Genomic DNA, 25,235 nt, shown 5'->3' on the forward strand with positions numbered 1-25,235 from the left:
CTTTCCTCGTCGCCCGTGGTCCGCCGGCACCGGGCAGGAAAGAAGGTGCGGAGCTGGTGGTGCGGTACTGCCGGGGTGGGCTCGGCCCTTTCCGCGGACGGGACGCGGCCCCCGCCGCGTCCCGCCACCCTACCCCGGAACCCGGATCTCGCGTGTTTCCCGCCGGAACTCGCGTGATCGAGGCCGGATCTCGCGTGATTGAACCCGGATCTCGCGTGATTGGAGGGGCATCAGCCGTGATTGAGGGGGCATCTCGGGTGATGCCTCGCCGAGCACAGGTGATGCCCCTTGGGACACGCGTGGTGCCCCGCCGATCACGGCAGGAGGTCGGCGAGCCTGCGGTAGGAATCCGGAGTGCGGGCCAGGACCTGGACGCAGACGTGGTCGGCGCCCGCGTCGAGGTGGGCGCGGATCCGATCCGCCACCGCCTGTTCGCCGGTCGCGACGATGGCCTCGACCAGGCGGTCGCTGCCGCCGTCGGCCAGGTCGGCGTCGGTGAAGCCGAGCCGCCGCAGGTTCGCCTGGTGGTGCGGGGCCTGCCGGACGTAGAGGTCCACGTGCTCGCGGGCCGCTTCGGGGGCCGCGTCGAGCACCACCGCCTGCTCGACCGCGAGGTACTTGCCCGGCCCGAGCCGTTCGCGCGCCATCGCGGTGTGCTCCGGCGGGACGAAGTACGGGTGGGCGCCGTCGGCGCGTTCGGCCGCCAGGTCCAGCAGCTTCGGACCCAGGGCCGCGAGCACCCGCTTCGGGCGGGGCGACGGCTGCGGCAGGCCCGGCAGCTCGGCCGCGTCCATGCCGTCGAGGTACTCGCGCAACGCCGTCAGCGGCCGCGCGCCCGGCCGGTGCCCGCCCAGCCCGGCGACGAACCGGCCCGGGTACGCCTCGCCCAAGGCGCGGACGGCGCCTTCCGCGGCGAGCGGCGAACGCTGGTCGAACCGCGCGACCCCGGTGGCGACGGTCAGTTTCGAAGTCGCCGCGAGCAGCAAGGCCGCCTGCGTGAAGGCCTCCCGGCCGGCGTATTCGCCGAACCAGACGGCGTCGAAGCCCAGCTCCTCGACTTCGGCGGCCGTCTCCCGCAGCACGCCGACGGGGGCGCCGTCGAAGAACCGCCAGATCCCGACGCTCACCGGAGCACCGCCGGCGCCAGCTCCGCCAGTGCGTCCACAGTGGATTCGAACGTCACCGCGGACGGCGTCAGCAGCACGTGGTCCGCGCCCGCGTCCAGGATCTCGCCGACGCGTTTCGCGATCGTGGCGGCGTCGCCCCAGAGCACCAGGTCGTCGACGAACCGATCGCTCGGCCCGGCGATGTCGGCGTCGGTGTAGCCCAGCCGCTTCCAGCCCGCGAGGTAGACGGTGACGGAGTATTCCCGCAACTGCGCCACCCGCCGCCGGACGCTCTCGCGGGCGTCCTCGCGGCTGCCGAGCAGCACGGTCTGCTGCGGGATCAGCAGCTTGTCCGGCCCGAGGATTCCGCGGGCGTACGGCGTGTGCGAGACGGGCTGGGCGAACGGGTGCGCGCCGTCGGCGTGGTCGCGGGAGAGCTCCAGCATCTTCGGCCCGACGGCGGCCAGCACGCGCGGGAACGCCACCGTCGACGGGTTTCCGGCGGCGGCGGTGTCCATTTCGGACAGGTAGGCCCGCATCCGGTCGATCGGCCGGTAGTCCTCGCCGAGCTGCGCCGCCTGGACCGCGTGCCCGACGCCGATGCCGAGCACGAACCGGCCCGGGTGGGCCTGGGCGAGCGTCGCCCCGCCCTTGTACGCAGTCGTTGCGCGCCGCAGCCAGGCGTTGGCGATGCCGGCGCCGAGCACCACGTCCGGAACCGTGGCCAGGAGGTCGCCGAAGTGGGCGAACACCTCCCGGGAGCCGGGGCCTTCGCCGCTCCAGACCGAGCGGTAGCCGGCGTCGGCGAGCCGCCGCGTGGCCGCGCGTTCGACGTCCGGGGGTGGTTGCAGGGGCGCACTGGGCAACCAGGCGCCGATCGCGCCGAGCCGCGCGCGGGTGTCGTCGATCAGGGTCATCCTCGAGTTCCCTCCAATAAGCTGAGGCTGCCTCCGGTTAATATACGGAGGTAGCCTCCGATTGGCTACCCGGTACGCTCGGGAGCGCGATGACCGACGTGAAACCGATGCGCGCGGACGCCCGCCGCAATTACGAGCGCCTCCTCGAAGAGGCACAACGCGCCTTCGCCGAGCACGGCGTCGAGGCGTCCCTGGAGGACATCGCGCGTTGCGCCGGGGTCGGCATCGGCACGCTGTACCGGCACTTCCCGACCCGGGACGCGCTGCTGGAGGCGCTCCTGCGGGCCCGCTTCGACGCGCAGGCCGAGCGGGGGCGCGAGCTGCTCGGCCACCCCGAGCCGCTGGTGGCCCTGCAGATGTGGCTCGCCGGCCTCGGCGACGCGACCGGCACCTTCCGCGGCCTCGTCGAGCTCACCGCCGACGCGCTCAACGACGAAACGTCCCGGTTGTACGAATCCTGTCACGCGATGCGGGAGGTCGGTTCCCAGCTGGTGGAACGCGCGAAGCAGGCGGGCGAACTGCGGGCGGACGTGACGGCGCACGAGCTGCTTCTGTTGCTGCACGCGGCATCCTGGGCGGGTGGGCACCTACCCGGCGGCGGGGGCATGCAGCGGCTGCTGGCTCTTGTTTTCGAGGGATTGCGAGCGAGTTAACACCAGAAGACGCCACGGGTCAGGCCCGCGCGATAAACTCCGCCACGACCGGGGCACAACGACGTGCTGAGACCGTTTGTCGACACAGAGCGTCCTGGAAATGACCAGATAGTGGGAGCCGCATCGTGAGCAAGCCCAGCAAACCCGTCGTCCTCATCGCGGAGAAGCTCGCCCCCTCCGTGCTGAGTGTCTTCGGTGACGAGGTGGAGGTCCGGCACGTCGACGGCACGGACCGGTCCGCGCTGCTCGAGGCGGTGAAGAGCGCCGACGCGCTCCTGGTCCGCTCCGCCACCCAGGTGGACGCCGAGGTCTTCGCGGCCACCACGCAGCTCAAGGTCGTCGCCCGGGCCGGCGTCGGCCTGGACAACGTCGAGGTGCCCGCCGCGACCGCGCGCGGGGTCCTGGTCGTCAACGCGCCGACGTCGAACATCGTCTCCGCCGCCGAGCACGCCGTCGCCCTGCTGCTGTCGGTCGCGCGCCGGGTGCCGGCCGCCGACCAGAGCCTGCGCGGCGGCGAGTGGAAGCGCAGCTCGTTCTCCGGCGTCGAGCTGCAGGGCAAGACCATCGGCGTGGTCGGCCTGGGCAAGATCGGCCAGCTGTTCGCCCAGCGCCTCGCCGCCTTCGACACGAAGCTCATCGCGTACGACCCCTACGTCTCGGCCGCGCGCGCCGCGCAGCTGGGCATCGAGCTCGTCACCCTCGACGAGCTGCTGACCCGCGCCGACGCCATCTCCATCCACCTGCCGAAGACGCCGGAGACCAAGGGCCTCATCGACGCCGAGGCGCTGAAGAAGACCAAGCCGGGCGTCATCATCGTGAACGCCGCCCGCGGCGGGCTGATCGTCGAGGAGGACCTGGCCGACGCGCTGCGTTCGGGCCACGTCGGCGGCGCCGGCGTCGACGTCTTCGTCTCGGAGCCGACCACCTCCAGCCCGCTGTTCGAGCTGGAGAACGTCGTCGTGACGCCGCACCTGGGTGCTTCGACGGCCGAGGCGCAGGACCGCGCGGGCACCGACGTCGCGAAGTCGGTGCTGCTGGCCCTGCGCGGCGACTTCGTGCCGGACGCGGTGAACGTCTCCGGCGGCGGCGCGGTCGGCGAGCACGTCCGCCCGTACCTGTCGCTGACCCAGAAGCTCGGCCAGCTCCTGACGGCGCTCAACCCGACGTCGCCGACGTCGGTGACGGTGCAGGTCAAGGGCGAGCTGACCAGCGAGGACACCGGCGTGCTGCAGCTGGCGGCGCTGCGCGGGGTGTTCACCGGCGTGGTCGAGGACCAGGTCACGTTCGTCAACGCGCCGCAGCTGGCGGAGAAGCTCGGCGTCCAGGTCGAGCTGACGACCGAGCCGGAGAGCCCCAAGTTCCGCAGCCTGGTCACGGTGCGCGCGGTGCACGCCGACGGCCAGGCGCTGACCGTGTCCGGTTCGGTCACCGGCAAGGACGAGGTCGAGAAGCTGGTCGAGGTCAACGGCCGCGGCTTCGACCTGCGCGCCGAAGGCACGGTGCTGCTGGTCGAGTACCCGGACCGCCCGGGCGTGATGGGCCGCGTCGGGACGCTGCTGGGCGAAGCCGGCATCAACATCGACGCCGCCCAGATCAGCCAGACGACCGACGGCTCGGACGCGGTGATGCTCCTGCGCGTGGACCGCCACATCGACGCGCACCTGCTGGAGCCGATCGGTGCCGCGGTCGGCGCGCACACGATCCGTGCGGTGGACTTCAACTGACGTAACGCTTTCGAAGGCCCCCTGTCACTCGACAGGGGGCCTTCGTGCGCAATCACATTCACGTAACGGAGTCCTTTGCCTACCTAAGTAGGTGTTTTGGGGCATTAGGTTCCTTCCGCGAGGTCGAACCACGCGCCGTCGAGGGACGGCGCTGCGCCGCGCTTCACCGTCGGGGGTGTCCGGAGCGGCGGGCAGGTTCGGGTCCAGACCTCGGGTAAGGGGCCGACTCATGAACAGATCCCGCCTCCCCGCGCGCGCCACGACGGCGGCCTTCGCCGTCGTTCTGGCGGCCGCGCTCGGGGCGCCGGTGGCGAGCGCGGCGGATGCCCCGCTCGCCGACGGCGTCGCACCGGCCAAGATCGACGACGCCAAGCTGCAGGGGAAGCTGTCGCCGCGGCTGGAGGCCGTGCAGGGCCGGGTCACCGCGTTCGTCGAACTGGCCAAGCAGCCGGCCGTCGACGCGTTCACCGCCACGCAGCCGCAGGGCAAGGAACAGGCCAAGCGGGCCGCCAAGGCCGCGAAGGCCGACACCGCCGCCGCCGTGGACTCGGTCGTGAACCAGCTGCGTGCGGGCCATGCCCAGCCGCAGGTCGTCACCGAGACGGCCAACGCCGTTCCCGGTGTGGTCGTCACCGCCGACGCCGCGAAGCTGCGCGAAGTCGCGAAGCGGGCGGACGTCGTCGCGGTGCGCACGGTCGTGCCGAAGACCCGCACCAACGCCAGCGCCGAGCAGCTCACCAACACCCTCGCCGCCTGGCAGCAGACCGGCAGGTTCGGTGACGGCGTCCGCATCGGCGTCATCGACGACGGCATCGACTACACCCACGCCGACTTCGGCGGCCCCGGCACGCAGGCCGCCTACAAGAGCGTGGATCCCGCCAAGCCGACCCCGCTCTTCCCGAGCGCCAAGGTCGTCGGCGGCACCGACCTCGTCGGCGACGACTACGACGCCGCGACGGCCGCCAAGGCCACCCCGAAGCCGGACCCGAACCCGCTCGCCTGCGGGGAGCACGGCACGCACGTCGCCGGCACCATCGGCGGCTTCGGCGTCACCGCCGACGGCAAGACCTTCAAGGGCGACTACAAGAAGCTCGACGGCAAGAAGGTCGACGCGATGCAGATCGGCCCGGGCACCGCGCCCAAGTCGCTGCTGTACGCGATCAAGGTGTTCGGCTGCACCGGCTCGACCAACGTCACCTCGCAGGCCCTGGACTGGGCGCTCGACCCCGACGGCGACGGCGACTTCACCGACCACCTCGACATCGTCAACCTCTCGCTCGGCTCCGACTTCGGCGCGCCGGACGACCCGGACTCGCTGTTCGTGCGCAAGCTCGCCGCGAACAACGTGCTCCCGGTGATCTCCGCGGGCAACGGCGGCGACGTCAACGACATCGCCGGCTCCCCGGGCAACACCCCCGAGGCGCTCACCGTCGCCAGCACGCGCGACGCGGGCGTCCTGCGCGACGCCGCCGAGGTCAAGGCCCCCACCGCCGGGCAGAAGACCGGCCAGTACAGCCAGAACTACACCGGCTACGACACCCTGGACGTGACCGCGCCGGTCGTCACGCTGTCCGCGTCGAACAGCGCCGGTTGCGCGCCGTACTCCGCCGAGGACAAGGCGAAGGCGGCCGGCAAGTTCGTCTGGCTGGAGTGGGACGACAACGACTCGACCCGCGCCTGCGGTTCGGCCGCGCGCGCCAACAACGCGCAGGCCGCCGGGGCCAAGGGTGCGCTGCTGTCGTCCACTTTGGAGCACTTCAGCGCGGGCATCGCGGGCAACGCGGCGATCCCGATGTTCCAGTTCACCGGTTCCGCCACGAAGACGCTGCGCGCGGCGCTGACCGCGGGCACGCTGCAGGTCCGGCTCTACGGTGCCGGCCGCGCCTCGGTCCAGACCTACGACAAGACGATCGTCGACACCCCGAGCTCGTTCACCTCGCGCGGCACCCGCGGGCCGGCCCTCAAGCCGGACGTCGCCGCCCCCGGTGACACGATCACCTCGGCGTTCCGCGGCAGCGGCAACGGCCGCACGGTGCTCTCCGGCACGTCGATGGCCGCCCCGCACACCACGGGCATCACCGCGCTCGTCCGCCAGGCCCACCCGGACTGGTCGGTCGAGGAGGTCAAGGCGTCGGTCATCGGCACCGCCGGCCACGACGTCTCCGACGGCGCCGGCCACACCTACGCGCCGCAGCGCGTCGGCAGCGGCCGGATCGACGCCAAGGCGGCGCTGGACAACCAGGTGCTCGCCTACGTGCAGGACGACCCGGGCGCGGTGAGCGTCAGCTTCGGCACGGTCGAGGCGGCCGGCCCGGTCACGCTGTCGAAGACGGTCAAGCTGGTCAACAAGGGCGTCACGCCCGCCGAGTACACCGTGGCCTACCAGGCGGTCACCTCGCTGCCGGGTGTCGAGTACACAGTGGACAAGCAGTCGGTGAAGCTGACCCCGCGCGGCACCGCGAAGGTGCGCGTCACGCTGCGGATCGCCGACCCGAAGGCGCTGCGCAAGGTGATGGACCCGACCATGGCGGCCACCCAGGCCGGCCTGGCCCGCCAGTTCGTCGCGGACGCCTCCGGGCGCGTCGCCTTCACGCCGGTCAGCGGAGCGAAGGTGCCACTGCGGGTCTCGGTCTACTCCGCGCCGAAGCCGGTGTCGACGATTTCGACGCCGCCGTCGGTGAAGTTCGCCCCGGACGCGACCCAGGCCGTGCTGAACCTCGGCGGCAAGGGCGTCGACCAGGGGACGGGCGCGCAGCGCTACCGCTCGCTGATCAGCGTCTTCGAGCTGCAGGCGGAGTCCCCGCAGCTGCCCGAGTGCGACGCGGACGTGGTCACCGACTGCACGCTGAACAACACGGCCAAGGGCGGCGACCTCCGCTACATCGGCGCGGCTTCGACCGCTCCGCTGGCGAAGGCCCAGGGCGAGCCGGAGAACGCGATCCTCGCGTTCGGCCTGTCGACCTGGGGTGACTGGGCGAACATCGGCAGCAACACCTCGCCGTTCGTCGACATCGACACGACCGGCGACGGGCAGCCGGACTTCGAGACCTACGTGACCAAGGCGACGTCGACCGACGTGCTCCTGGCCACCACAGTCGCCCTCAAGCCCGGCTTCCCGACCGTCGACGTCCAGGCCGTCAACGGCCAGCTCGGCGACGTCGACACCAACGTGTTCGACACGAACGTGGTCACCCTGCCGGTTTCCCTGGCGGCACTGGGCATCGACGCGAACGCCGACAGCCACCGCATCTCCTACACGGTGGGCGTCAGCGGGTTCTACGTCGCGCCGGGCAGCACGAACGGGCTGGTCGACTACGTCGGCACGCCGCTTTCGTTCGACGCGCTCGCGCCGGGCTACGCGGTGCAGGGCGGCGGCGACGCCGCGCTGGGCTACGTCGCGAAGCCGGGAACGGCCCTGGTCGTCACCCGGAACGCGGCCTCGGCCGCGGCCGACAACGCCCTCGGGCTGCTGGCCGTCGAGCACCACAACGCCGCGGGCAACCGGGCGAACGTGGTCAAGGTGGACGCGGCGCAGGGCGCCCGGCCGGGGAACGAGCGTCAGCCGATCGGGGCTGGTCACCGCTAGGCGGGCGCAAGATCGATCCGTGCAGGACCAGGGGCGTTCCCGGTGGTTTTCCGCCGGGGGCGCCCCTCGCGCATTCACCCGATTGGGTGTCTCACCCCGTGGGAGGATGCGGCATAAGGGTGGTGCGGCTACGGCGGTTTGTCTACGGCCGGTAACCTTCCCGCTGCTGGCGTTTTGTTGCGATGGACCATCGGTGCGGCCGGTGGTCCGGTCGACGGAGGTGTGTGGATGCGGCTCGCGGTGATCCCAGGAGACGGGATCGGGCCCGAGGTGGTCTCCGAGGCGCTGAAGGTGCTCGGCGAGGTAGTACCGACGGCGGAGATCACGAACTACGACCTCGGCGCGGCCCGGTGGCACTCGACCGGTGAGCTGCTCCCGGAGTCGGTCCTCGGCGAGCTCCGCCAGCACGACGCGATCCTGCTGGGCGCGGTCGGCGACCCGTCGGTGCCGAGCGGGATCCTGGAGCGCGGCCTGCTGCTGCGCCTGCGGTTCGAGATGGACCACCACGTCAACCTGCGCCCGGCGCGGCTGTACCCGGGTGTCCGGGGACCGCTGGCCGACGCCGGCGACGTCGACATGGTCGTCGTGCGCGAAGGCACCGAAGGCCCGTACGCGGGAACGGGTGGCCTGATCCGCAAGGACACCGAGCACGAGATCGCGACCGAGGTCAGCGTCAACACGGCGTTCGGCGTCCGGCGCGTGGTCGCGGACGCGTTCAACCGCGCCGAGGCGCGGCCGCGCAAGCACCTGACGCTGGTGCACAAGACCAACGTGCTCTCGTTCGCGGGCTCGCTGTGGTCGCGGATCGTCGAAGAGGTTTCGCTGGAGCACCCGGAGGTGACGGTCGCGTACTCCCACGTGGACGCGGCGACCATCCACCTGGTCACGGACCCGTCGCGGTTCGACGTGATCGTGACGGACAACCTGTTCGGCGACATCATCACCGACCTCGCGGCCGCGGTGACCGGCGGCATCGGCCTGGCGGCCAGCGGCAACCTGGACATGACCCGCCGCAACCCGAGCATGTTCGAGCCGGTGCACGGCTCGGCGCCGGACATCGCGGGCCAGGGCCTGGCCGACCCGACGGCGGCCGTGCTGTCGGTGGCGCTGCTGCTGGACCACCTGGGCCAGAAGGAAGCGGCCCGGCGGATCGAGGCGTCGGTGGCGTTCGACCTGGCGACGCGGGACCAGTCTTCGCCGGGGGCCACGCAGGCCATCGGCGACCGGCTGGCGGCACTGGTGTCGTCCAACGTGCGGACGGCCGGCTGAGGTTTTCGGGAAAGCCCCGCGCAGCTGCGCGGGGCTTTTTCGCGTTTCCGGTGTTCCCGGATGGTGGGAGCTTCGCCCAGTTCCTGGACTCGTCCGGCGGCGCTGTGGCATGATGCGGCTGTGACCAGCTTCGCGATCATTATCGACGAGCGCGCCGGACGATAGCTCCACAAGAGCCCCCGGCGCGCAACCTCTCGCACCCCTGCGGGAGGTTTTTTTGTTGCCTTGAAACGCTAGGAGAAGCCCGTGACCCGCCAGGAGCCCGCCGATACGCCGCTGGGCGACGCCTTCCACCTCTACGACACCACCCTGCGCGACGGTGCCCAGCGGGAGGGCATCTCCTACTCCGTCCAGGACAAGCTCGCCGTCGCGCGGCTGCTGGACGAGCTCGGTGTCGGGTTCATCGAAGGCGGCTGGCCCGGGGCGCTCCCCAAGGACACGGAGTTCTTCGCCCGTGCCGCGAAGGGCGAGCTGAAGCTCAACCACGCGGCCCTCGTCGCCTTCGGGGCCACCCGGAAGGCCGGCACCACCGCCGACGCCGATCCGCAGGTCCGGGCCCTGCTCGACAGCGAAGCCCCGGTCATCACGCTCGTCGCGAAGTCCGACCTCCGGCACATCGAACGCGCTCTCCGCGTCGACGTCGACGAAGCCTGCGCGATGGTGAAGGACACCGTCGAGTTCCTCACGAAGGAAGGCCGGCGGGTGTTCCTCGACGCCGAGCACTTCTTCGACGGCTACGCGCATTCCCCCGAGACCTCCCTCCGGGTCCTCGACGCCGCCGCCCACGCGGGTGCCGACGTCCTCGTGCTCTGCGACACCAACGGCGGCCAGCTGCCGCTCGGCCTGGCCGAGACCGTCCGCACCATCAAGGAGAAAACCGGGTTCCGCCTCGGGATCCACTGCCAAGACGACACTTCCTGCGCCGTGGCGAACTCCGTCGCCGCGGTGCAGGCCGGCGTGACGCACGTCCAGTGCACCGCCAACGGTTACGGCGAACGGGCCGGCAACGCCGACCTCTTCGCCGTGACGGGAAACCTCGTGACCAAGCTCGGCATGGACGTCCTCCCGACCGGAGGAGCGGCCGAGCTGACCCGGGTCTCCCATGCCCTTGCCGAAATCGCGAACATCGCCCCCTACACCCACCAGGCTTACGTAGGGGCGTCGGCCTTCGCCCACAAGGCGGGACTGCACGCGAGCGCGATCAAGGTGGATCCGTTGCTGTACAACCACATCGATCCATCCTCCGTCGGCAACGACATGCGGGTACTGGTCACCGAGATGGCCGGCAGGGCCAGCCTCGAGCTCAAGGGACGTGAGCTCGGGGTCGACCTTGCCGGCCGGCCCGAAGCGCTGACGAGCGCCATCACGAAGGTCAAGCGGCTCGAGGCGGAAGGCTGGTCCTTCGAGGCCGCCGACGCCTCCCTGGAGCTGCTGCTGCGCCAGGAGGCCGACGTCCCGGCGGAATCGCCGTTCGCGCTGGAGTCCTACCGGGTGGTGCTCGACCACCGCTCCGACGGCGAGGTGGTGGCCGAGGCCACGGTCAAGGTGCACGTCGGCGGGCAGCGCGTCATCGCCACCGCCGAGGGCATCGGGCCGGTGCACGCCCTCGACGCCGCCCTGCGGAAGGCGCTGTCCCCGCACCTGTCCTGGTTGGACAGTGTGGAGCTGGCCGACTACAAGGTGCGCATCCTCCAGGGCCACCCCGGCACCGACGCGGTGACGCGCGTGCTGGTCGAGAGCACCGACGGCGAACGCGAGTGGACCACGGTCGGGGTGCACGGCAACATCGTCGAGGCCAGCTGGCTGGCGCTGTGCGACGCGCTGGTGCACAAGAGCACGACCGTGGCCTGAAGCGGTGGGTGGGGCGCACGTAGAATGGCCGCGTGCGCCTAGCCCGAATTGCTCATCCCGGTGGTGTCGCGTTCGCCTCGATCGAAGGCGACGGCGACGACGCCCAGGTCCTGGAAATCGCCGAACACCCCTTCGGCCAGCCGAACTTCACCGGCAAGCGGTGGCCGCTGGCCGACGTCCGGCTGCTCGCGCCGATCCTGCCGTCGAAGGTGATCGCCGTCGGCCGCAACTACGCCAAGCACGCGGCCGAGTTCGGCAACGAGGTGCCCAGCGCCCCGATGCTGTTCCTCAAGCCGTCGACCACGGTCGTCGGGCCCAACGCGGCCATCCGCCGCCCGTCCGGCATCGGCCGCGTCGACTTCGAAGGCGAGCTGGCCATCGTCATCGGGCAGCCGGTGAAGAACGTGCCGGCGGCCCGCGCCGCGAGCGCGATCCTCGGCTACACGATCGCCAACGACGTCAGCGCCCGCGACCTGCAGAAGGCCGACGGCCAGTGGGGCCGCGCCAAGGGCTTCGACACGTTCTGCCCGATCGGCCCGTGGATCGAGACCGCGCTCGACCCCGCCGACCTCGCGCTGAAGTCCGAGGTCGACGGCGAGCTCAAGCAGGACGGGCGTACTTCGGACCTCGTCCACAAGATCCCCGAGCTGGTCGAGTTCGTCTCCGGCATCATGACGCTCCTGCCCGGCGACGTCATCCTCACCGGCACGCCCGAGGGCGTCGGCCCGATCGAGGGCGGCCAGCGCGTCTCGATCACGATCGAGGGCATCGGCACGCTGACCAACCCCGTCGAGGACGTCTAGGGCGTGTCTGACAATGCCTTGGTCCAGGTGATCACGGCATGCAGGACGACCTCTGATCGGTAGGCGGGTGGTCGACCGCCGCGGGACCCGCGGCGTTTGCGGTGCCCGGCCTGATCAGCGGACTCGGGGATCACGGCGGTGATGCCGCAGTCGCCGCAAATATCCGCGGATCGCGCGCGAGGAGTAGGCCTTGTCGCCGCGGACCCGGTCGGGCCGGGTCCGCGCTCGACCACGTCCGGCTCGAGGGATGCGCAGATGCCGCATGAGGTGCGTGAACATCTGCCGCGGACCGAACGCCGCCGGCACACCTCCCGCCACGGGATCCCGCACCGATACCGGTAGATGATCCCCTCCACCGTCGCCCGCGCCTCCGAAACGGACGACCACGCCTATTCGTACGAGCCGGCAGCAGATCCTCGATCAACGCCCACTGATCATCCGACAGCAACCGAAACCGCGACACAACCAGCAGCACCCCAGCAACCAACCGGACTGTTTGTCAGACACGCCCTAACCCCGCGCCGCCGGCTCCATCGGCCGCCGGGCGAACGCCGGGGCGTGCTCCGGGCGCAGTCCCAGGCCGAGGAGCCGGGCCGGGACGTACGACAGCCGCGGGAAGCGCGTGAACGCCCGGATCATCGGCTGCGGCGGGCCGTTGCGCCGTCCGTTCATCACCCCGCGCACGACCGTCCGGTGCAGCAGGCGCTGCAGCCCCTGCACCAGCAGCGTCGGGGCGAGCCGGCGGGCGCGCACCTTCGCCAGGTCGGCTTCCGCCGGACGGCCCCGGCGCAGCGGCTCGGCCAGCAGCGTCGCCGCCGCGACCGCGTCCTGCACCGCCAGGTTGATGCCCACCCCGCCGATCGGCGACATCGCGTGCGCCGCGTCACCGATGCACAGCAGCCCGTCGATGTGCCAGCGGCGCAGCAGGTTGAGCCGCACGTCGAGGAACTTCACGTCGGCCATCGTCTCGAGCTCGTGCACCCGGCCGGCGAATTCGGGACAGATCTGCGCGACGTTCTCCCGGAACGCCTCGATGCCGCGGGCGCGCAGGTCGGCACCCTTCGGCGCGAGGTAGGCGACCTGGTAGAAGTCCGGCCGGGGGAGCGGCACGGCGAACCGGCGGTCCCGCATCTTCGGCAGCAGCATGTTCCCGGCTTCGCCGTCGCCGCGCGAGAGCCGGAACCACCAGACGTCGAACGGGCAGTCGTACTCCCGCGGCACCAGGCCGGCTTCCCGGCGGGCCAGTGACCAGCGTCCGTCGGCGGCGATCACCAGGTCGGCGCGGATTTCGCCGGTCTCGCCCGCGCTGGTGCGGTAGGTGATGCCCTCGACCCGGCCGTGCTCGCGGACCAGGCCCGTGCACTCGGTCTCCATGCGCTGGACGAACGTCGGTTCCTCGCGCGCGCTTTCGGCGAGCAGGTCGAGGAAGTCCCACTGCGGCACCATCGCGATGTAGGGGTGCGCCACGTCGAGCCGGCTGAAGTCGGCGAGCTTCATGATTTCGCCGTTTTCCTGCGGGAACCCGGCCGAACTGAGCTCGCTGTGCGGCAGGGCGTGGAACTTCTCGCCGAGGCCCAGTTCGTCGAGCAGCGTCAGCGTCGACGGGTGCACCGTGTCCCCGCGGAAGTCGCGCAGGAAGTCGGCGTGCTTCTCCAGCACCGTCACCTCGACGCCGGCCCGGGCCAGCAGCAGTCCGGTGACCATCCCGGCCGGGCCGCCCCCGATGACGACGCAGGTCGTGCGCTCGGTCATCTCGACCATCTCCCTTATTCATCACTTGTTGAATAAGACGAGGATGCACCCGTCCGGCGTCGGCGTCAAGGGGTGTGGCCGGAGATACGCTGATCGGGCGATGGCCGCGGACCGGCGCCGTGGTGACCGGAAACCGTCCAAACGCGACAGTTGGTCGAACCTGACCGGAGTTCGGCGCCGCGCTCGCGGCGGAATGCGGAGGCGCCCTTGTGGACGGAGTCGAATCCCTGACCGGACAAGGGTTTTCGCCGAGAACCGCCGGTCGCGCGACCGGGACCGGCCGTCGTGAGCGTGCGTGCGGATAACCGAACGGGGACGGTCCGCCAACTGGGAGTAGACCCGGTGCGCCGGAACAGGCGAGCCGCAATCACCTCTTTGGCAGCGTCGCGAACGCGGCGGTTGCCCTAGCCTCACTGGGTGGATTTCGCCGCGGCACCCCGGACCCCTTCGCGAACCGCCCCGCCCGCCGCGGCGGCGTCCGAGCCCTGGGCGCCGCCCGAGCTGCGGCTGGTGTGCCTGGACATCGACGACACGCTCATCGACTGCACCGCCGCGATCCGCCGCAGCCTCCACATCCTCACCGGCCGGGGCGACCTCTGGCCGCTGTGGGACCTGATCACCGAAGAGCACGTCGCCCTCGTCGTCGCCGGCGAACTCGACTACGCGACGATGCACCAGCGCCGCACCGGCTGCTTCCTCGCCGAAATCGGCATCCTCGCCGACGCCGAGCAGGTGCGCTCCTTCGAGCGTCGCCGCCGGGAACTGCTCGACCACTCCTGGCAGCTGTTCGACGACGTCCTCGACTGCCTGGAGTGGCTGCGCGCCGCAGGCCTGCTGCTGGCCGCGGTGACGAACGCCTCGGGTGTCCACCAGCGGAAGAAGATCGCCGACCTCGGCCTGGCCCCGTTCTTCGACCACGTCGCCATCGCGGGCGAGCTCGGTGTGGCCAAGCCCGACCCGGTGATGTTCCACACGGTGTGCCTGGGCCTGGGCTGCGCCCCGGCCCAGGCGGTCCACGTCGGCGACAAACTGGACACGGACGCGATCGGCGCCCGCGACGCGGGCCTGGGCGCGGTCTGGCTCGACCGCGACGGCATCGGCGAGCGCGCCCCCGAAGGCGTCCACACGGTGGCGGGCCTGGCGGAGCTGCCTGAGCTGCTGGTTTCGGAGTACGCGACGATCGGCGTCCCGGCCCAGCGCAGCAGTGGGACCCCCGCCTTCACGGTCCGGAACGGCGTGCTCTAGTATTTCTCCTCGTGCGGTGCTGAACCGGCCAGCCGGAGCAGTACCTCACTGGGGTATGGTGTAATTGGCAGCACGACTGGTTCTGGTCCAGTTAGTCTAGGTTCGAGTCCTGGTACCCCAGCTGCGGAGAGTGACCCCCCTGCAGGGCGGGAAATCGCTTCTGGTAGGTTCTCTCCAGCAAGAAAAACAGAAAAGCCCCTGGGAAACCAGGGAAGATCCTAAGCCCCCGTCGTCTAGCGGCCTAGGACGCCGGCCTCTCACGCCGGTAGCGTGGGTTCGAATCCCATCGGGGGTACTCGCACAAGCCTCGTTGACCTCGGTCAACGAGGCTTGTTCCGTCTCGGGCCACCAGCGCGCGCCCCCTGGGTTCTGTCCTCTGAGGACACGGCCGGAACGCGGGCCTTTGCCACGCCTCTGCGACGTCAGTGCGTCTCCATGGGACCCCTCCGTCTCTCGTCGGCAGGGTCCACCGTGGCAGTGGCGCGGACGGGCCTCCATCGCTCTCGGAGTGACGGGATCCGACGGCGGCCTCATCCCGCGGAGCGGCTGTCCGTCAGAACCGGCTGAAGCGGGAGCTGCGGAGGAGGGAAAGGTGCCTTCTGGCGAGCCGGGGCGGGGCGGCCGGCTTCGGGTGAACGCGGAGACGACGCTGGTCCTGCGGGAGGCGTTCCACAAGATCGACGCCCACTACCGCAACGACCACTACGGCCTGTACGACTACGCCCGCGCCGTCATGAGCAAGATCGTGGCCCTGGACCACTTCTACATCGGCTTCTTCCACGGCGCCAACCGCGTCCGCTACCCCTACGGCTACGACAGCGGCGTGTACACCGATCCGGAATCCCACATCTACGGGCCGCACGGGCAAGCCGCGTGGCTCCTGAAGCACCGCCAGACCTACCGGATGCAGTACGACAACGGCGCCGCGCTCAACGCCGGCGTCGCGTCGGGGGACACCAGCCGGGCCTCCGCCGACGCGGTCACCACCCCGCTGTTCCGCCGCGGCCGCGACGGCGAGCCCACGGTGTTCGGCATGATGTCCATGCAGAGCTACCGCCCGGACACGTTCGACGACAACTCGGTGCGGGCCTTCGAATGGCTGGCCGACCTGGTCGCCCGGGTCCTGACGAAGGAGGCCGAGGACGTCGACGCCCTCCGCCGCCTGCCGGCCGGTGTCGGCGACGCGCCGCCGGTGGTCACCGCCGACCACATCGTCGAGCTGCTGTCCTCGCGCGTGGCCGGCGTCCGGCAGCGGGCCCAGGACGCACTGGCGACGCCGGAGCGGGACTCGATGCGCGAAGCCCTGCACCGCATCGTCACCGACTGCCAGCAGCTCCAGTCGGACCTGGTGGAACTGACCCTCGACATCGACAACGGCCCGGAGGAACGCTTCATCTCCCTCACGGCGGCCGAGCAGGGCGTGGTGGTCCTGCTCGCGAGCAACATGCCGAACGACGAGATCGCGCGCGAGCTGGGGGTCAGCCTGCACACGGTCAAGACGCACGTCCGGAGCATCTTGGCGAAGTACCGGATGAACGGCCGCGCAGCGGTGGCCGAAGACGTCCGTAAACACCTGGCGCGGTGACGAACTGGTTGCCGGGTAAAGGAAGCCGGCAGCTCCCGCGCCACGCAGAAGATCTCGCCGGACGGCGGTGTAACGGTCGCGGTTGTTTCCGCGATGCGGCGACGGTCACCATTTTCCTGAGCCGCCGGGTTGCTTGTTTTCCGGACGGAAAACCGGCTTTCGCTGTAACGGAATCGGTTCGCCGGCCGCTTTAGAGGTTCGTGGCCGCGGCGATGGACCGATCGTGGCCGCCGTTTCCCAGCGATTCTGGAGGCCGGGTGCCAGGGCAGAGGCGAACGCGTGCGGCGGTCGCGGTTTGGGCGGGGGTTTTCCTCGCGGCGACGACCTTCGTGGTGATCGCGGCCGGCAGCGACGCCCGCCCGGACCTGAACTTCCAGCAGGAAGGCCATTGGGTCTACAACCCGGCCGAGCAAGCCGCATTCCACGTCAACGGCGGCACGAAGCAGGTCGACGCCCGCACCGGGAAGGTCGAGCTCACCGGTGCTGTCGCGCTGGGCCAGGGCGACCGGCAGCTGAGCGCGGTCGGCGGCGGCAAGGCGATCGTGTTCGGCAAGTCCGATCTCGCGGTGGCCGCCACGTTCGCCGCTTCCGGCGGCGGGGACGTCCCGGTGAGCCTCGAGGTGCCCGGCGGGCCGTACTACGTCTACAAGCAGGCCGGCACCGTGGTGCGGTTCGCGCAGCTGCCGCCGGTCACCCTGCGGGCCGGGGGCACCGTCGGTGAACCGGCGCCGCTGGCCGACGGCACGATCTGGTTCCAGCGCGTCGACAACGGCGCCTTGTGCCGGGTCAAGCGCGACGCCGGCGATGTCCTTTGCCCGGTGAACACCGCGGGCCGGCAGGGCGACGTCGTGGCCACCGGTGACCAGGCCGTGTTCGTCGACCCGGCCGCCGGAACGGTCACCCCGTTCGGGGAAAGCGGTGCCGGGACCGCGGCGAACCTCGGGGTCCGCGACCTCGGGGACGCGCGCACGGCCACCGTCGCGGTCGCCCGCAAGCTCCCGCTGGTCGATCCCCGGGGCAACCGGCTGATCCTGGCCGCCCTCGACGGTCTCGGTGGGGAGCACCCCGCGTCACCGCCGATCACCGTCGGGCTGGGCGCCGGTGATTTCGCCGCGCCCGTCACCTCCACCGATGCCGTGGCGGTGCTCGACCGCGCCGGGAAGCGGGTGCTGACGTTCACCCCCGAGGGCAGGCAGAAGGCGACGACGTCCTTGCCGGAAGGGGCCGGCCAAGCGCGGATGACGCGCGGGCAGGACGGGCGGGTGTACGTCGATGCGCAGGACGGCGCCCACACCGTCGTCGTCGACCACGACGGCTCGGTGACGACGGTCGGCATCGGCAAGGCGGACGTGCCGTCCCCGGACACCCCGAAGACGCCGCAGCCGCCGGTGACCCCCTCCGTCGTCCCGCCCGGCAAGACCCCGCCGCCCTCCGGCAAGGGAGCGAAAGACCCCGCGAAGGTGCCCCCGAAGGCACCGGGAGCCCCGGGTGCCGTGGACGCGCAGCCCGGCAACGCCACGGTGAAGCTGTCGTGGAACGAGGCGGACGCGAACGGCGCCGCCGTCACCGAATACCGGGTCGGCTGGCGCTCGACCGCGGGCGGGGGCACCGACGGTGCGCTCGGCGTCGGCGGCAACCAGCTGCGGACCGAGGTACCCGGCCTGCGCAACGGCGCGACCTACGTCTTCACCGTCACGGCCGTGAACTCGGTCGGTCCCGGCCCCGGCGCGGACTCGCAGCCGGTCACGCCCAGTTCGGAGGTGCCCGGAGCGCCGGGGGTGCCGGCGGCGACCGCGGCCGACGACGGAACGGTCAAGCTCACCTGGGCCCCGGCCGACGGGCAGGGCCACCAGATCAGGAACTACACCGTGACTGCGCACGGTGCCGACGGCAGCGCGACCGCGGCGGGCACGTCGGCGGACGCCTCCCTGACCACCGCGGCCGGCGCACTGACGCTCGGCACCGCCTACACGTTCACCGTGACCGCCGCCAACGAGCTGGGGTTGTCGAGCGCGGACTCGCCGTCGAGCGGCGTGGTGTCGCCCTATTCGCCGGCGGCTGCGGTCGGGAGCCTGAACGCCGCTGCCGACGACTCCACGGTGAGCCTGACCTGGACCGCGCCCGAGCTCAACGGCGGCGACCTGGCCGGGTACCGGGTGGAGGCGGACGGGCTGAGCCCCCAGACGGTCACCGCGCCGAAGGCCACCTTCACCGGGTTGTCGAACGGCACGAAGTACACCTTCACGGTGCGGGCGACGACCCGCCAGCGCGGCACGACCGGCGCCACGGTCGACGGTGCGCCGGCGACCGCGTCGGCCACGCCGGGGCGGGCGCCGAAGGTCGACGTGACCGGAGCGGCGAGCAGCGGTGACCGGCAGATCACCCTCACCGTCGGCGTTGCCGACTACAGCAGCGGCGCGGTGACCTGCCACGTGGTGCTGAACGGCGCCGAACGCTGGACGGGCGGCTGCGCGAGCGGCAATTCGATCACCGTCGGCGGGCTGAGCTACGCGACGACCTACGACATCTACGTCACCGGCGAAAACGGCTTCGGCCGTGGGCCCACCGGTTCCCACGGGTCGGCGCGCACCAACGACCCGCCGCCCCCGCCGCCGTCGGTTTCGGTGGCCAAGGGCGGCCGCTACTCCGGCTCGGCGTGCACCGACCCGAGCTGTGCCTACGTCACCGTCTCGGCCCGCAACTTCGCCGCCAACACGAGTTACTCCGTGTCCTGCGTGTCGACTGTGGACGGGACCTACTACACGTACTCGGCGCGGACGAACGGTTCCGGTGCGTTCGACAGCTCCGTCTGCTTCTTCGGCTACCGGGGCAAGCAGGTCTGGGCCGTCGTCGGTTCCGTCGAGTCCAACCACCTGACCTGGTGACCCGGTTCCCGCCAACGAGGAGAAACAGATGAACCCCCAGCTGAGCCCGGGCGACGCCTACAGCCTGATCTCCGCCAACGTGCAGCGTGTCGTGCAGGGCAAGCCCGATGTCGTGCGGATGGCGGTCGTCGCCGTGTTCGCCGAGGGGCACGTGCTGCTGGAAGACGTGCCCGGCCTCGGCAAGACCACGCTGGCCCGCTGCCTGGCGGCCAGCGTCGAAGGCACGCTGAACCGGATCCAGTTCACCCCGGACCTGCTGCCCGGCGACATCACCGGCGCGTCGATCTACCACCAGAGCAGCGAGCGGCTCGAGTTCCACCCGGGAGCCATCTTCGCGAACATCGTGCTGGCCGACGAGATCAACCGCGGGACGCCGAAGACGCAGTCGGCCCTGCTGGAGGTGATGGCCGAGTCGGCCGTCACCGTCGACGGGCAGCGCTACCCGGTGCCGCGGCCGTTCCTCGTGCTGGCGACGCAGAACCCGATCGAACTCGAAGGCACCTACCGGCTGCCGGAGGCCCAGCTCGACCGGTTCCTCGTGCGCCTCACCGTCGGCTACCCCGCCCACGACGCGGAGGTCCAGGTCGTGCTCGGTGACATGGCCGGTGCTTCGCCCGCCCAGCTGGGGGCGGTGCTGAGCCAGGAGGCGCTGGCCGGGGTGATCGCCTCGGTGCGGCAGATCCAGGCGCACCCCGCGGTCTGCTCGTACGCGGTGAGCCTGGCGGAGGCGACCCGGCAGCACCCGATGGTCCGGTTCGGCGCGAGCCCGCGGGGCAGTGTCGCCCTGGTCCGGGCGGCCCGGGCCTGGGCGGCCACCGACGGCCGCGGCTACACGACACCCGACGACGTGAAAGCGGTCGCCCCCGCGGTGCTGGAGCACCGGCTCGTGCTCACCCCGGAAGCGGAGCTCAACGGGCGCAAAGCCGCCGACGTGCTGGGCGAAGTGCTGCGGGCGGTTCCCGCGCCCGGCGGCTCCGCGACGGTCCGGGGCTGACCGGTGCCGTCCACTGCTGCTGCCCGCGGCCTTCGCCTGACTCGCCGGGGCACCGGGCTGCTGGTCGCGGCCGCGCTGTGCCTGGCCGCCGGCCTCGGGCTGGGTTTCCCGCTCCTGCGGCTGATCGCGGGCGCGGCGGTCGCCGTGGTCGTCGTGGCCGTGCTGAGCTGTCTCCGCCGGGTGAGCGTCGACGTGCACCGGGAGCTGGTACCCGACCGGGTCGAACGGGGCGATGCCGCCGTGGCCACGCTCACGCTGACGAACCGCTCGAGGCGGCGCACCGGCGGTTTCACCGCCATCGACCCGCCGACCGAGGAAGCCCGGCTGGCGGTGCAGCCGCTGGCGCCCGGGGCGTCGGCGGAACGTGCCTACCGGCTCCCGACCGGGCGGCGCGGCCTGCTCACCGTGGGCCCGCTGACCGTCCGCCGCACCGACCTGCTCGGTCTCGTGGCCGCGGACGCCCGCGGCGGCGGCACTTCGACGCTCCTCGTGCACCCCCGGCGTCACCGCGTGGGTGTCAGCCCGGGTGCCCATCCGCGCCACCACCACGAAGGCATCATCGCCCCGAGGCCCATGGCCGGGTCGACCGACCTGCGCTCGGTGCGCGAGTACGTCATCGGCGACGAACTCCGGCACGTCCACTGGCGGGCCACGGCCAAGACCGGCCGGATGATGGTGCGCGAGTACGTCGACCCGGCGCAGCCCCGGTTCACCGTGCTGCTCGACGACCGCGCGGACGCGCTCGACGAGGACGGGTTCGAGGCGGCCGTGGAGATCGCGGCGTCGCTCACCCACGCCTCCGCATCGGCGGGCACGCAGACCCGGCTGCTCACGGTGACCGGCCTGGACCTGCACCCGCACGGCGGGCTGACCGGCAGCCGGGTCCTCCAGGACGCCCTGTGCGCGGTGGAGCAAGGAAGCGGGGAGCTGGACCGCGAACTGCTGGTTTCCCGGTGCGACAGCGGAACCAGCCTGGTCCTGCTCGGTGGCGGGTTCGACACCGCCCTCGTGGGTGCGCTTCGCCGACGGGCACGCGAGGTGACCCTGTTCGACTTCGGGCCGGCCGGGCCGGCCCCCGCGCTGCCCGGCGTGACGGTCATCAAGGAACGCGACGCCGTCGTGGCCGCGGCGGCCTGGAACCGGGCGGTGGCCGCGTGAACCGGTTGGCGGCGTGCACCGCGGTCGTCGTCGCGGCCGGAATCGGCGGACTGCTGTTCCAGCCGGTGTTCTCGTGGTCCGCACTGGTCCTGCCCGTGGCCGCCGTGTGCGTGGCGGTCGTGGCTGCCGACGTCGCTTGCGTTCGCGCAGCGGGGTTCCTGCGGCCGCCGCTGGCCCTGCTGTTCGGTCTGGTGGCCCTCGCCGGCACCGTGCTGCGGCCCACCCTGGACGGAGCCCTGCCGACGGCCGCGACGGTCCGGGCGCTGGGAGACGGGCTCCTGCACGGCTGGCTCCGCACCCTCGAAAGCACCTGGCCCGCGCGGCCGGAGCCACCGCTCCTGCTGTTCGTGCCGGTGCTGGTCCTGCTGGCGGGCGTGCTCGGGGTGGAGTGCCTGCGCCGGGAGCGCAGTCCGTTGGCGGCGTTGACGCCGAGCGTCGTGCTGGTGGGGTTGTCCCAGGCGTTTTCCGTGGCCGACGGCCGGAACGCGCTCATCTTCGGTGCCGCCTACACCGTGGCCGCGGTCGTGGTCCTCGCGGCGGCGAAAGCCGCGGAGGGCCGGGATACGGCTTCCTCCGGACGTCGGCGGCCCGGGCTGTCGCGTGGTTCCGTGGTGGGGTACGCGGTACCGGCGGCGGTGACGGTCGCGGCCGTCGTGGCCGGCTGCCTGGCGTTCACCGCTTGGACGCCGCTGAGCAGGCCCGCCTATTCGCTGCCCGCGCACCACCGGTCGCCGACGGTCACGTCGGTGCTGGCCAACCCGCTCGACGAGATCGGCTCACGCCTGGCGACGCCGGGAGCGGAGGTCTTCCACGGCCACGTCTCCGCGCCGGTCGACCGCTGGACCGTCTCGGTGCTCGACCGGTTCGACGGGGTGAACTGGACGAGCAGCGCACGGTTCCGGCCGCTGGGCAGTTCCTTGCCCGCCGCCGCGGGCGCGGCGCCCGCGGGCCCCCTCGCGGACGCGACCCTGACGCTCGCTTCGGCACCGGGTGCGTGGTTGCCGACGGTGAACCGCACCGACCACGTCGAAGGCACCACCCCGCTGGTGGACCCCGTCACCGGGACCCTGTTGTCGACGCAGGCCACGGACGGCTTGACCTACCGGTTGTCCTGGCGGCCGCCGTCGGTCGACGCGAAGGCACTGGGATCCTCCGATGTGGACGCTTCGGCGGCCGGCCTGGAGCCGGTGGGGGCGCTGCCGAAGGAGATCGCCCCGCTCGTGCGCGAAGCGACCGGCGGTCTCGGCCCGTCGCTGCGGACCGCGTTCGTCCTGGAACAGTGGTTCCGCAAGAACTACAAGGTGGCGTCGGGGGAGGACATCCCGACCGGGCACGGTTACGCGCAGCTCGGTTTCTTCCTCGTGTCCAGCAAGCGCGGCACGAGCGAGCAGTTCGCCACGGCCTACGCGGTCCTCGCCCGTGCCGCGGGTCTGCCGGTCCGGGTGGCGGTGGGCTTCCGTCCGCCGGCTGCCGGTCCCGGCGGCTCGGTGGTGGTGCACAACGGGGATGTCCTGGCGTGGCCGGAGGTCGCGGTGCGTGGCGTCGGCTGGGTGCCGCTCGACCCGACCGGGACCGCCGCCGCGGACGCCGGGCCACAGCGGAGCAGCGTGGCGCAGGCGACCGACGACGCCCGCAAGAACCTGCCGCCCCAGCCGGACACCCGGCCGCAGCCGGCGCCGTCCGTGCCGCCGCAGCCGGCGGCGGACGGCACGCCGTGGTGGGTGTGGCTCGCCGTCGCCCCGCTGGCCCTGCTGCTGCTCGCCGCGCTCACGCCGGTGGCGGTCAAGGCGGTGCGGCGGCACCGCCGTCGCCGAGGTACACCGGCGCAGGCCGTGGTCGGCGCGTGGCTCGATGCCCGCGACCGGCTGCGCGACCGCGGCGTCGCGGTCGTACCGGGCATGACCGCACGCGACCTCGCGGCCGAAGCCGGAAGCGCGTACCCGGTGGCGGTCGTCGAAGGGCTCCGCGAACTTTCCCGCTGTCTCGACGTCGCGCTCTGGTCGGGCCGGGACGCCTCGCCGGAGCTGGCTCGCCGGGCGTGGTCGGTGTCCGACGACGTCCGCGCCGCCGTCCGGGGAACTCTCCGGCAGCGGATCACGGCCGTGCTGACGGTGCGCAGCCTGTTGCCCGTCCGAGCCTGACGAAACGCCGAAGGGGCACCCGGAGTTCCGGGCGCTCCTTCGGCGTTCTGCGGTGCGTCAGGTGCCCTGGTGCACGCACTGCGCCTGGCGGATTCCCAGGCTCTCGCTGGCCGCGGTGTGGTTCCCGCCGTCCCAGGTGGCCTGGATCTGGAAGCAGTACTTCTTGCCGGCGGTCACGTCGGCGGTGTAGGTCGTCCGGCGTTCGGCGAGCTTGACCGTCGGCGAGGGGGCGCCTTCTTCGGCGATCACGACCGCGTAGTCCCATCCCGGACCGCCGGTCCAGGACAGCCGGACCTGCTGCCCGCGGTCCTCCGGCGGTGCCAGCACCGGCGCGGTGGCCGGCGCTTCGGCGCTCGGCCCGGTGTTTCCCTGTTGCGGAACGGCCGAACCCGCGCCGACGGAGGCGGCCGGGGTGGATCCGGTCGTCAACCAGAAGACCCCGCCACCCACCACGACCAGCAGCGCCGCCGCGCCGGCCACGAGCCAGCGGGTCGAGGTGGACCGGCGGACCGCCGGTCCGGCGGCCGTGCGGGACGGACGCAAGGACGTCGCGGCCGCCGATTCCGGCGCACTGCCCGCTCCGCCGGGTTCGGGGTGCGGCCGCCACTCGGGTCGCAAGCCGGTCGCCGGCTGGGACACCGACGCGGGAAGCGGAGGTGACGTCCAGCCCGCCGCGCCCGCGGCCGGGCCCGGCGAGCGGGCCGGTGTCAGTGCGGCCAGTTCCATCGCGAGTTCGTTGGCGCTCGAGTGCCGTTCGGCCGGGTCTTCGGCCAGGGCTTTCGCCAGGACCGCGGCGAACCCGGGGCCGGCCACGTGGTCGGCCAGCCTCGGCGCGGGCGTGCCGACCGCACGCAACCGGTAGGCCCCGAGCGGTTCGCCCGGCCGCCGCGGGACCGGTGGCTGCCCGGTGAGCGCCGTGTAGAGGGTCGAACCCAGACCGTAGATGTCGGATCGCAGCGTCGAGGAGCCGTGGTAGACCTCGGGTGCGGCGTGCTGCCAGGTGGCGCACTCCGCTCTCGCCCCTTCCGCGTCGGCCAGCAGCGACAAGCCGAAGTCGGTGAGGACCGGGTCGTCGGCCCCGCGGAAGAGGATGTTCGGCGGGGTGATGTCGCCGTGGAGCAGCCTGCTTTCGTGCACCGCGTTCAACGTGGTCGCGATCCGACGGCCGATCCGGGCCACTTCGCCGGCCGGCAGCGGGCCGTTCGCGGCGATCCGCGTGGCCAGCGACTCCCGGCAGAGTTCCATCACCAGGTACGGGTGGCTTTCCCGGCCGGGCGTCAGCCCGCTGTCGTACATGGTGATCACGTCCAGGCTGCTGGGCAGCCTGCCGATGGCCCGGCATTCGTCGAGGAACGATTCGCGGGCGCGGCGATCCAGCGCCGAAGCGTGGAAGACCTTGACGGCGACCGGCCGGTCGAAGTTTTCCTGCACGGCGCGGTAAACGGTGGCGAAGCCACCGCTCGCCAAGGGGGTCAGCCGCGAGAATCCGGGAATTTCGGGGACTTCTTCGCCGCGCGTCGCGAAATGCACGTCCGGAGCGTAGCAATGGCGGCCCCGGCAGCGATA

At 71.9% G+C, this 25,235-nt stretch carries 16 protein-coding genes, 2 tRNA genes and 1 pseudogene; 14 read left to right on the top strand and 5 right to left on the bottom strand.

Annotated features, from left to right (window positions below; genetic code table 11):
• Positions 1-314: 314 nt before the first annotated feature.
• The gene (locus tag ACLJPY_RS23190) at positions 315-1,127 is read right to left on the bottom strand and encodes a TIGR03620 family F420-dependent LLM class oxidoreductase (protein WP_410591413.1); all 813 of its coding nucleotides are present in this window, start codon (positions 1,125-1,127) and stop codon (positions 315-317) included.
• On the bottom strand, positions 1,124-2,023 hold the full coding sequence (locus ACLJPY_RS23195; RefSeq protein ID WP_410591414.1) for a TIGR03620 family F420-dependent LLM class oxidoreductase: 900 nt from the start codon (positions 2,021-2,023) through the stop codon (positions 1,124-1,126). The genes ACLJPY_RS23190 and ACLJPY_RS23195 overlap by 4 nt, the downstream gene beginning before the upstream one ends.
• Before the next feature lie 89 nt (positions 2,024-2,112).
• Between ACLJPY_RS23195 and ACLJPY_RS23200 the strand changes: the two genes are divergently transcribed.
• From ACLJPY_RS23200 to ACLJPY_RS23225, 6 genes are all read left to right on the top strand, one after another.
• A complete protein-coding gene (locus ACLJPY_RS23200; protein ID WP_410591416.1) occupies positions 2,113-2,676 on the top strand; it encodes a TetR/AcrR family transcriptional regulator in 564 nt (187 codons plus the stop codon).
• Positions 2,677-2,801: 125 nt separating this feature from the next.
• On the top strand, positions 2,802-4,400 hold the full coding sequence (serA, locus tag ACLJPY_RS23205; RefSeq protein ID WP_410591417.1) for a phosphoglycerate dehydrogenase: 1,599 nt from the start codon (positions 2,802-2,804) through the stop codon (positions 4,398-4,400).
• Between the two features lie 229 nt (positions 4,401-4,629).
• Entirely contained in the window at positions 4,630-7,986 is a 3,357-nt protein-coding gene (locus ACLJPY_RS23210) for a S8 family serine peptidase (protein ID WP_410591419.1), read from the top strand.
• A gap of 228 nt (positions 7,987-8,214) precedes the next feature.
• Positions 8,215-9,255: a 3-isopropylmalate dehydrogenase gene (locus ACLJPY_RS23215; protein ID WP_410591421.1), complete on the top strand. Its 1,041-nt coding sequence runs from the start codon at positions 8,215-8,217 to the stop codon at positions 9,253-9,255.
• Between the two features lie 246 nt (positions 9,256-9,501).
• Positions 9,502-11,106, top strand: coding sequence for a citramalate synthase (cimA, locus tag ACLJPY_RS23220; protein WP_410591422.1), 1,605 nt, complete (start codon positions 9,502-9,504; stop codon positions 11,104-11,106).
• Positions 11,107-11,138: 32 nt separating this feature from the next.
• Entirely contained in the window at positions 11,139-11,909 is a 771-nt protein-coding gene (locus ACLJPY_RS23225; RefSeq protein WP_410591424.1) for a fumarylacetoacetate hydrolase family protein, read from the top strand.
• 59 nt (positions 11,910-11,968) lie between these two features.
• Here ACLJPY_RS23225 and ACLJPY_RS23230 read toward each other — a convergent pair.
• Together ACLJPY_RS23230 and ACLJPY_RS23235 are read right to left on the bottom strand one after the other, a co-directional pair.
• Positions 11,969-12,161 (bottom strand): annotated as a pseudogene (locus tag ACLJPY_RS23230) (IS5/IS1182 family transposase); the annotation flags it as partial.
• A gap of 258 nt (positions 12,162-12,419) precedes the next feature.
• A complete protein-coding gene (locus ACLJPY_RS23235) occupies positions 12,420-13,661 on the bottom strand; it encodes an FAD-dependent oxidoreductase (protein ID WP_410591426.1) in 1,242 nt (413 codons plus the stop codon).
• Positions 13,662-14,171: 510 nt separating this feature from the next.
• Between ACLJPY_RS23235 and ACLJPY_RS23240 the strand changes: the two genes are divergently transcribed.
• From ACLJPY_RS23240 to ACLJPY_RS23275, 8 genes are all read left to right on the top strand, one after another.
• Complete coding sequence (locus tag ACLJPY_RS23240; protein WP_410591847.1) at positions 14,172-14,906, top strand: HAD family hydrolase; 735 nt, start codon at positions 14,172-14,174, stop codon at positions 14,904-14,906.
• A 49-nt stretch (positions 14,907-14,955) separates the two neighbouring features.
• Positions 14,956-15,027: transfer RNA gene (locus ACLJPY_RS23245), tRNA-Gln, on the top strand.
• Positions 15,028-15,128: 101 nt separating this feature from the next.
• Positions 15,129-15,201 (top strand) — tRNA-Glu (locus ACLJPY_RS23250).
• 297 nt (positions 15,202-15,498) lie between these two features.
• Entirely contained in the window at positions 15,499-16,491 is a 993-nt protein-coding gene (locus tag ACLJPY_RS23255) for a LuxR C-terminal-related transcriptional regulator (RefSeq protein WP_410591428.1), read from the top strand.
• A 257-nt stretch (positions 16,492-16,748) separates the two neighbouring features.
• Complete coding sequence (locus ACLJPY_RS23260; RefSeq protein WP_410591430.1) at positions 16,749-19,376, top strand: fibronectin type III domain-containing protein; 2,628 nt, start codon at positions 16,749-16,751, stop codon at positions 19,374-19,376.
• 28 nt (positions 19,377-19,404) lie between these two features.
• Positions 19,405-20,370, top strand: coding sequence for an AAA family ATPase (locus tag ACLJPY_RS23265; protein ID WP_410591432.1), 966 nt, complete (start codon positions 19,405-19,407; stop codon positions 20,368-20,370).
• 3 nt (positions 20,371-20,373) lie between these two features.
• Positions 20,374-21,528, top strand: coding sequence for a DUF58 domain-containing protein (locus tag ACLJPY_RS23270; RefSeq protein ID WP_410591434.1), 1,155 nt, complete (start codon positions 20,374-20,376; stop codon positions 21,526-21,528).
• A complete protein-coding gene (locus ACLJPY_RS23275) occupies positions 21,525-23,669 on the top strand; it encodes a DUF4129 domain-containing transglutaminase family protein (protein WP_410591435.1) in 2,145 nt (714 codons plus the stop codon). Before ACLJPY_RS23270 ends, ACLJPY_RS23275 begins: the two co-directional genes overlap by 4 nt.
• 57 nt (positions 23,670-23,726) lie before the next feature.
• Here ACLJPY_RS23275 and ACLJPY_RS23280 read toward each other — a convergent pair whose 3' ends face one another.
• The gene (locus ACLJPY_RS23280) at positions 23,727-25,199 is read right to left on the bottom strand and encodes a protein kinase domain-containing protein (RefSeq protein ID WP_410591437.1); all 1,473 of its coding nucleotides are present in this window, start codon (positions 25,197-25,199) and stop codon (positions 23,727-23,729) included.
• Positions 25,200-25,235: the final 36 nt, after the last annotated feature.

Origin of the sequence: Amycolatopsis sp. lyj-23 (assembly GCF_046549135.1) — a bacterium.
Lineage (GTDB): Bacteria > Actinomycetota > Actinomycetes > Mycobacteriales > Pseudonocardiaceae > Amycolatopsis.

Coding starts and splice junctions, on each gene's coding strand:
- ACLJPY_RS23195 (WP_410591414.1), bottom strand. CDS start 2,023: ATGACCCTGATCGACGACACCCGCGCGCGGCTCGGCGCGATCGGCGCC.
- ACLJPY_RS23200 (WP_410591416.1), top strand. CDS start 2,113: ATGACCGACGTGAAACCGATGCGCGCGGACGCCCGCCGCAATTACGAG.
- ACLJPY_RS23210 (WP_410591419.1), top strand. CDS start 4,630: ATGAACAGATCCCGCCTCCCCGCGCGCGCCACGACGGCGGCCTTCGCC.
- ACLJPY_RS23215 (WP_410591421.1), top strand. CDS start 8,215: ATGCGGCTCGCGGTGATCCCAGGAGACGGGATCGGGCCCGAGGTGGTC.
- ACLJPY_RS23235 (WP_410591426.1), bottom strand. CDS start 13,661: ATGACCGAGCGCACGACCTGCGTCGTCATCGGGGGCGGCCCGGCCGGG.
- ACLJPY_RS23265 (WP_410591432.1), top strand. CDS start 19,405: ATGAACCCCCAGCTGAGCCCGGGCGACGCCTACAGCCTGATCTCCGCC.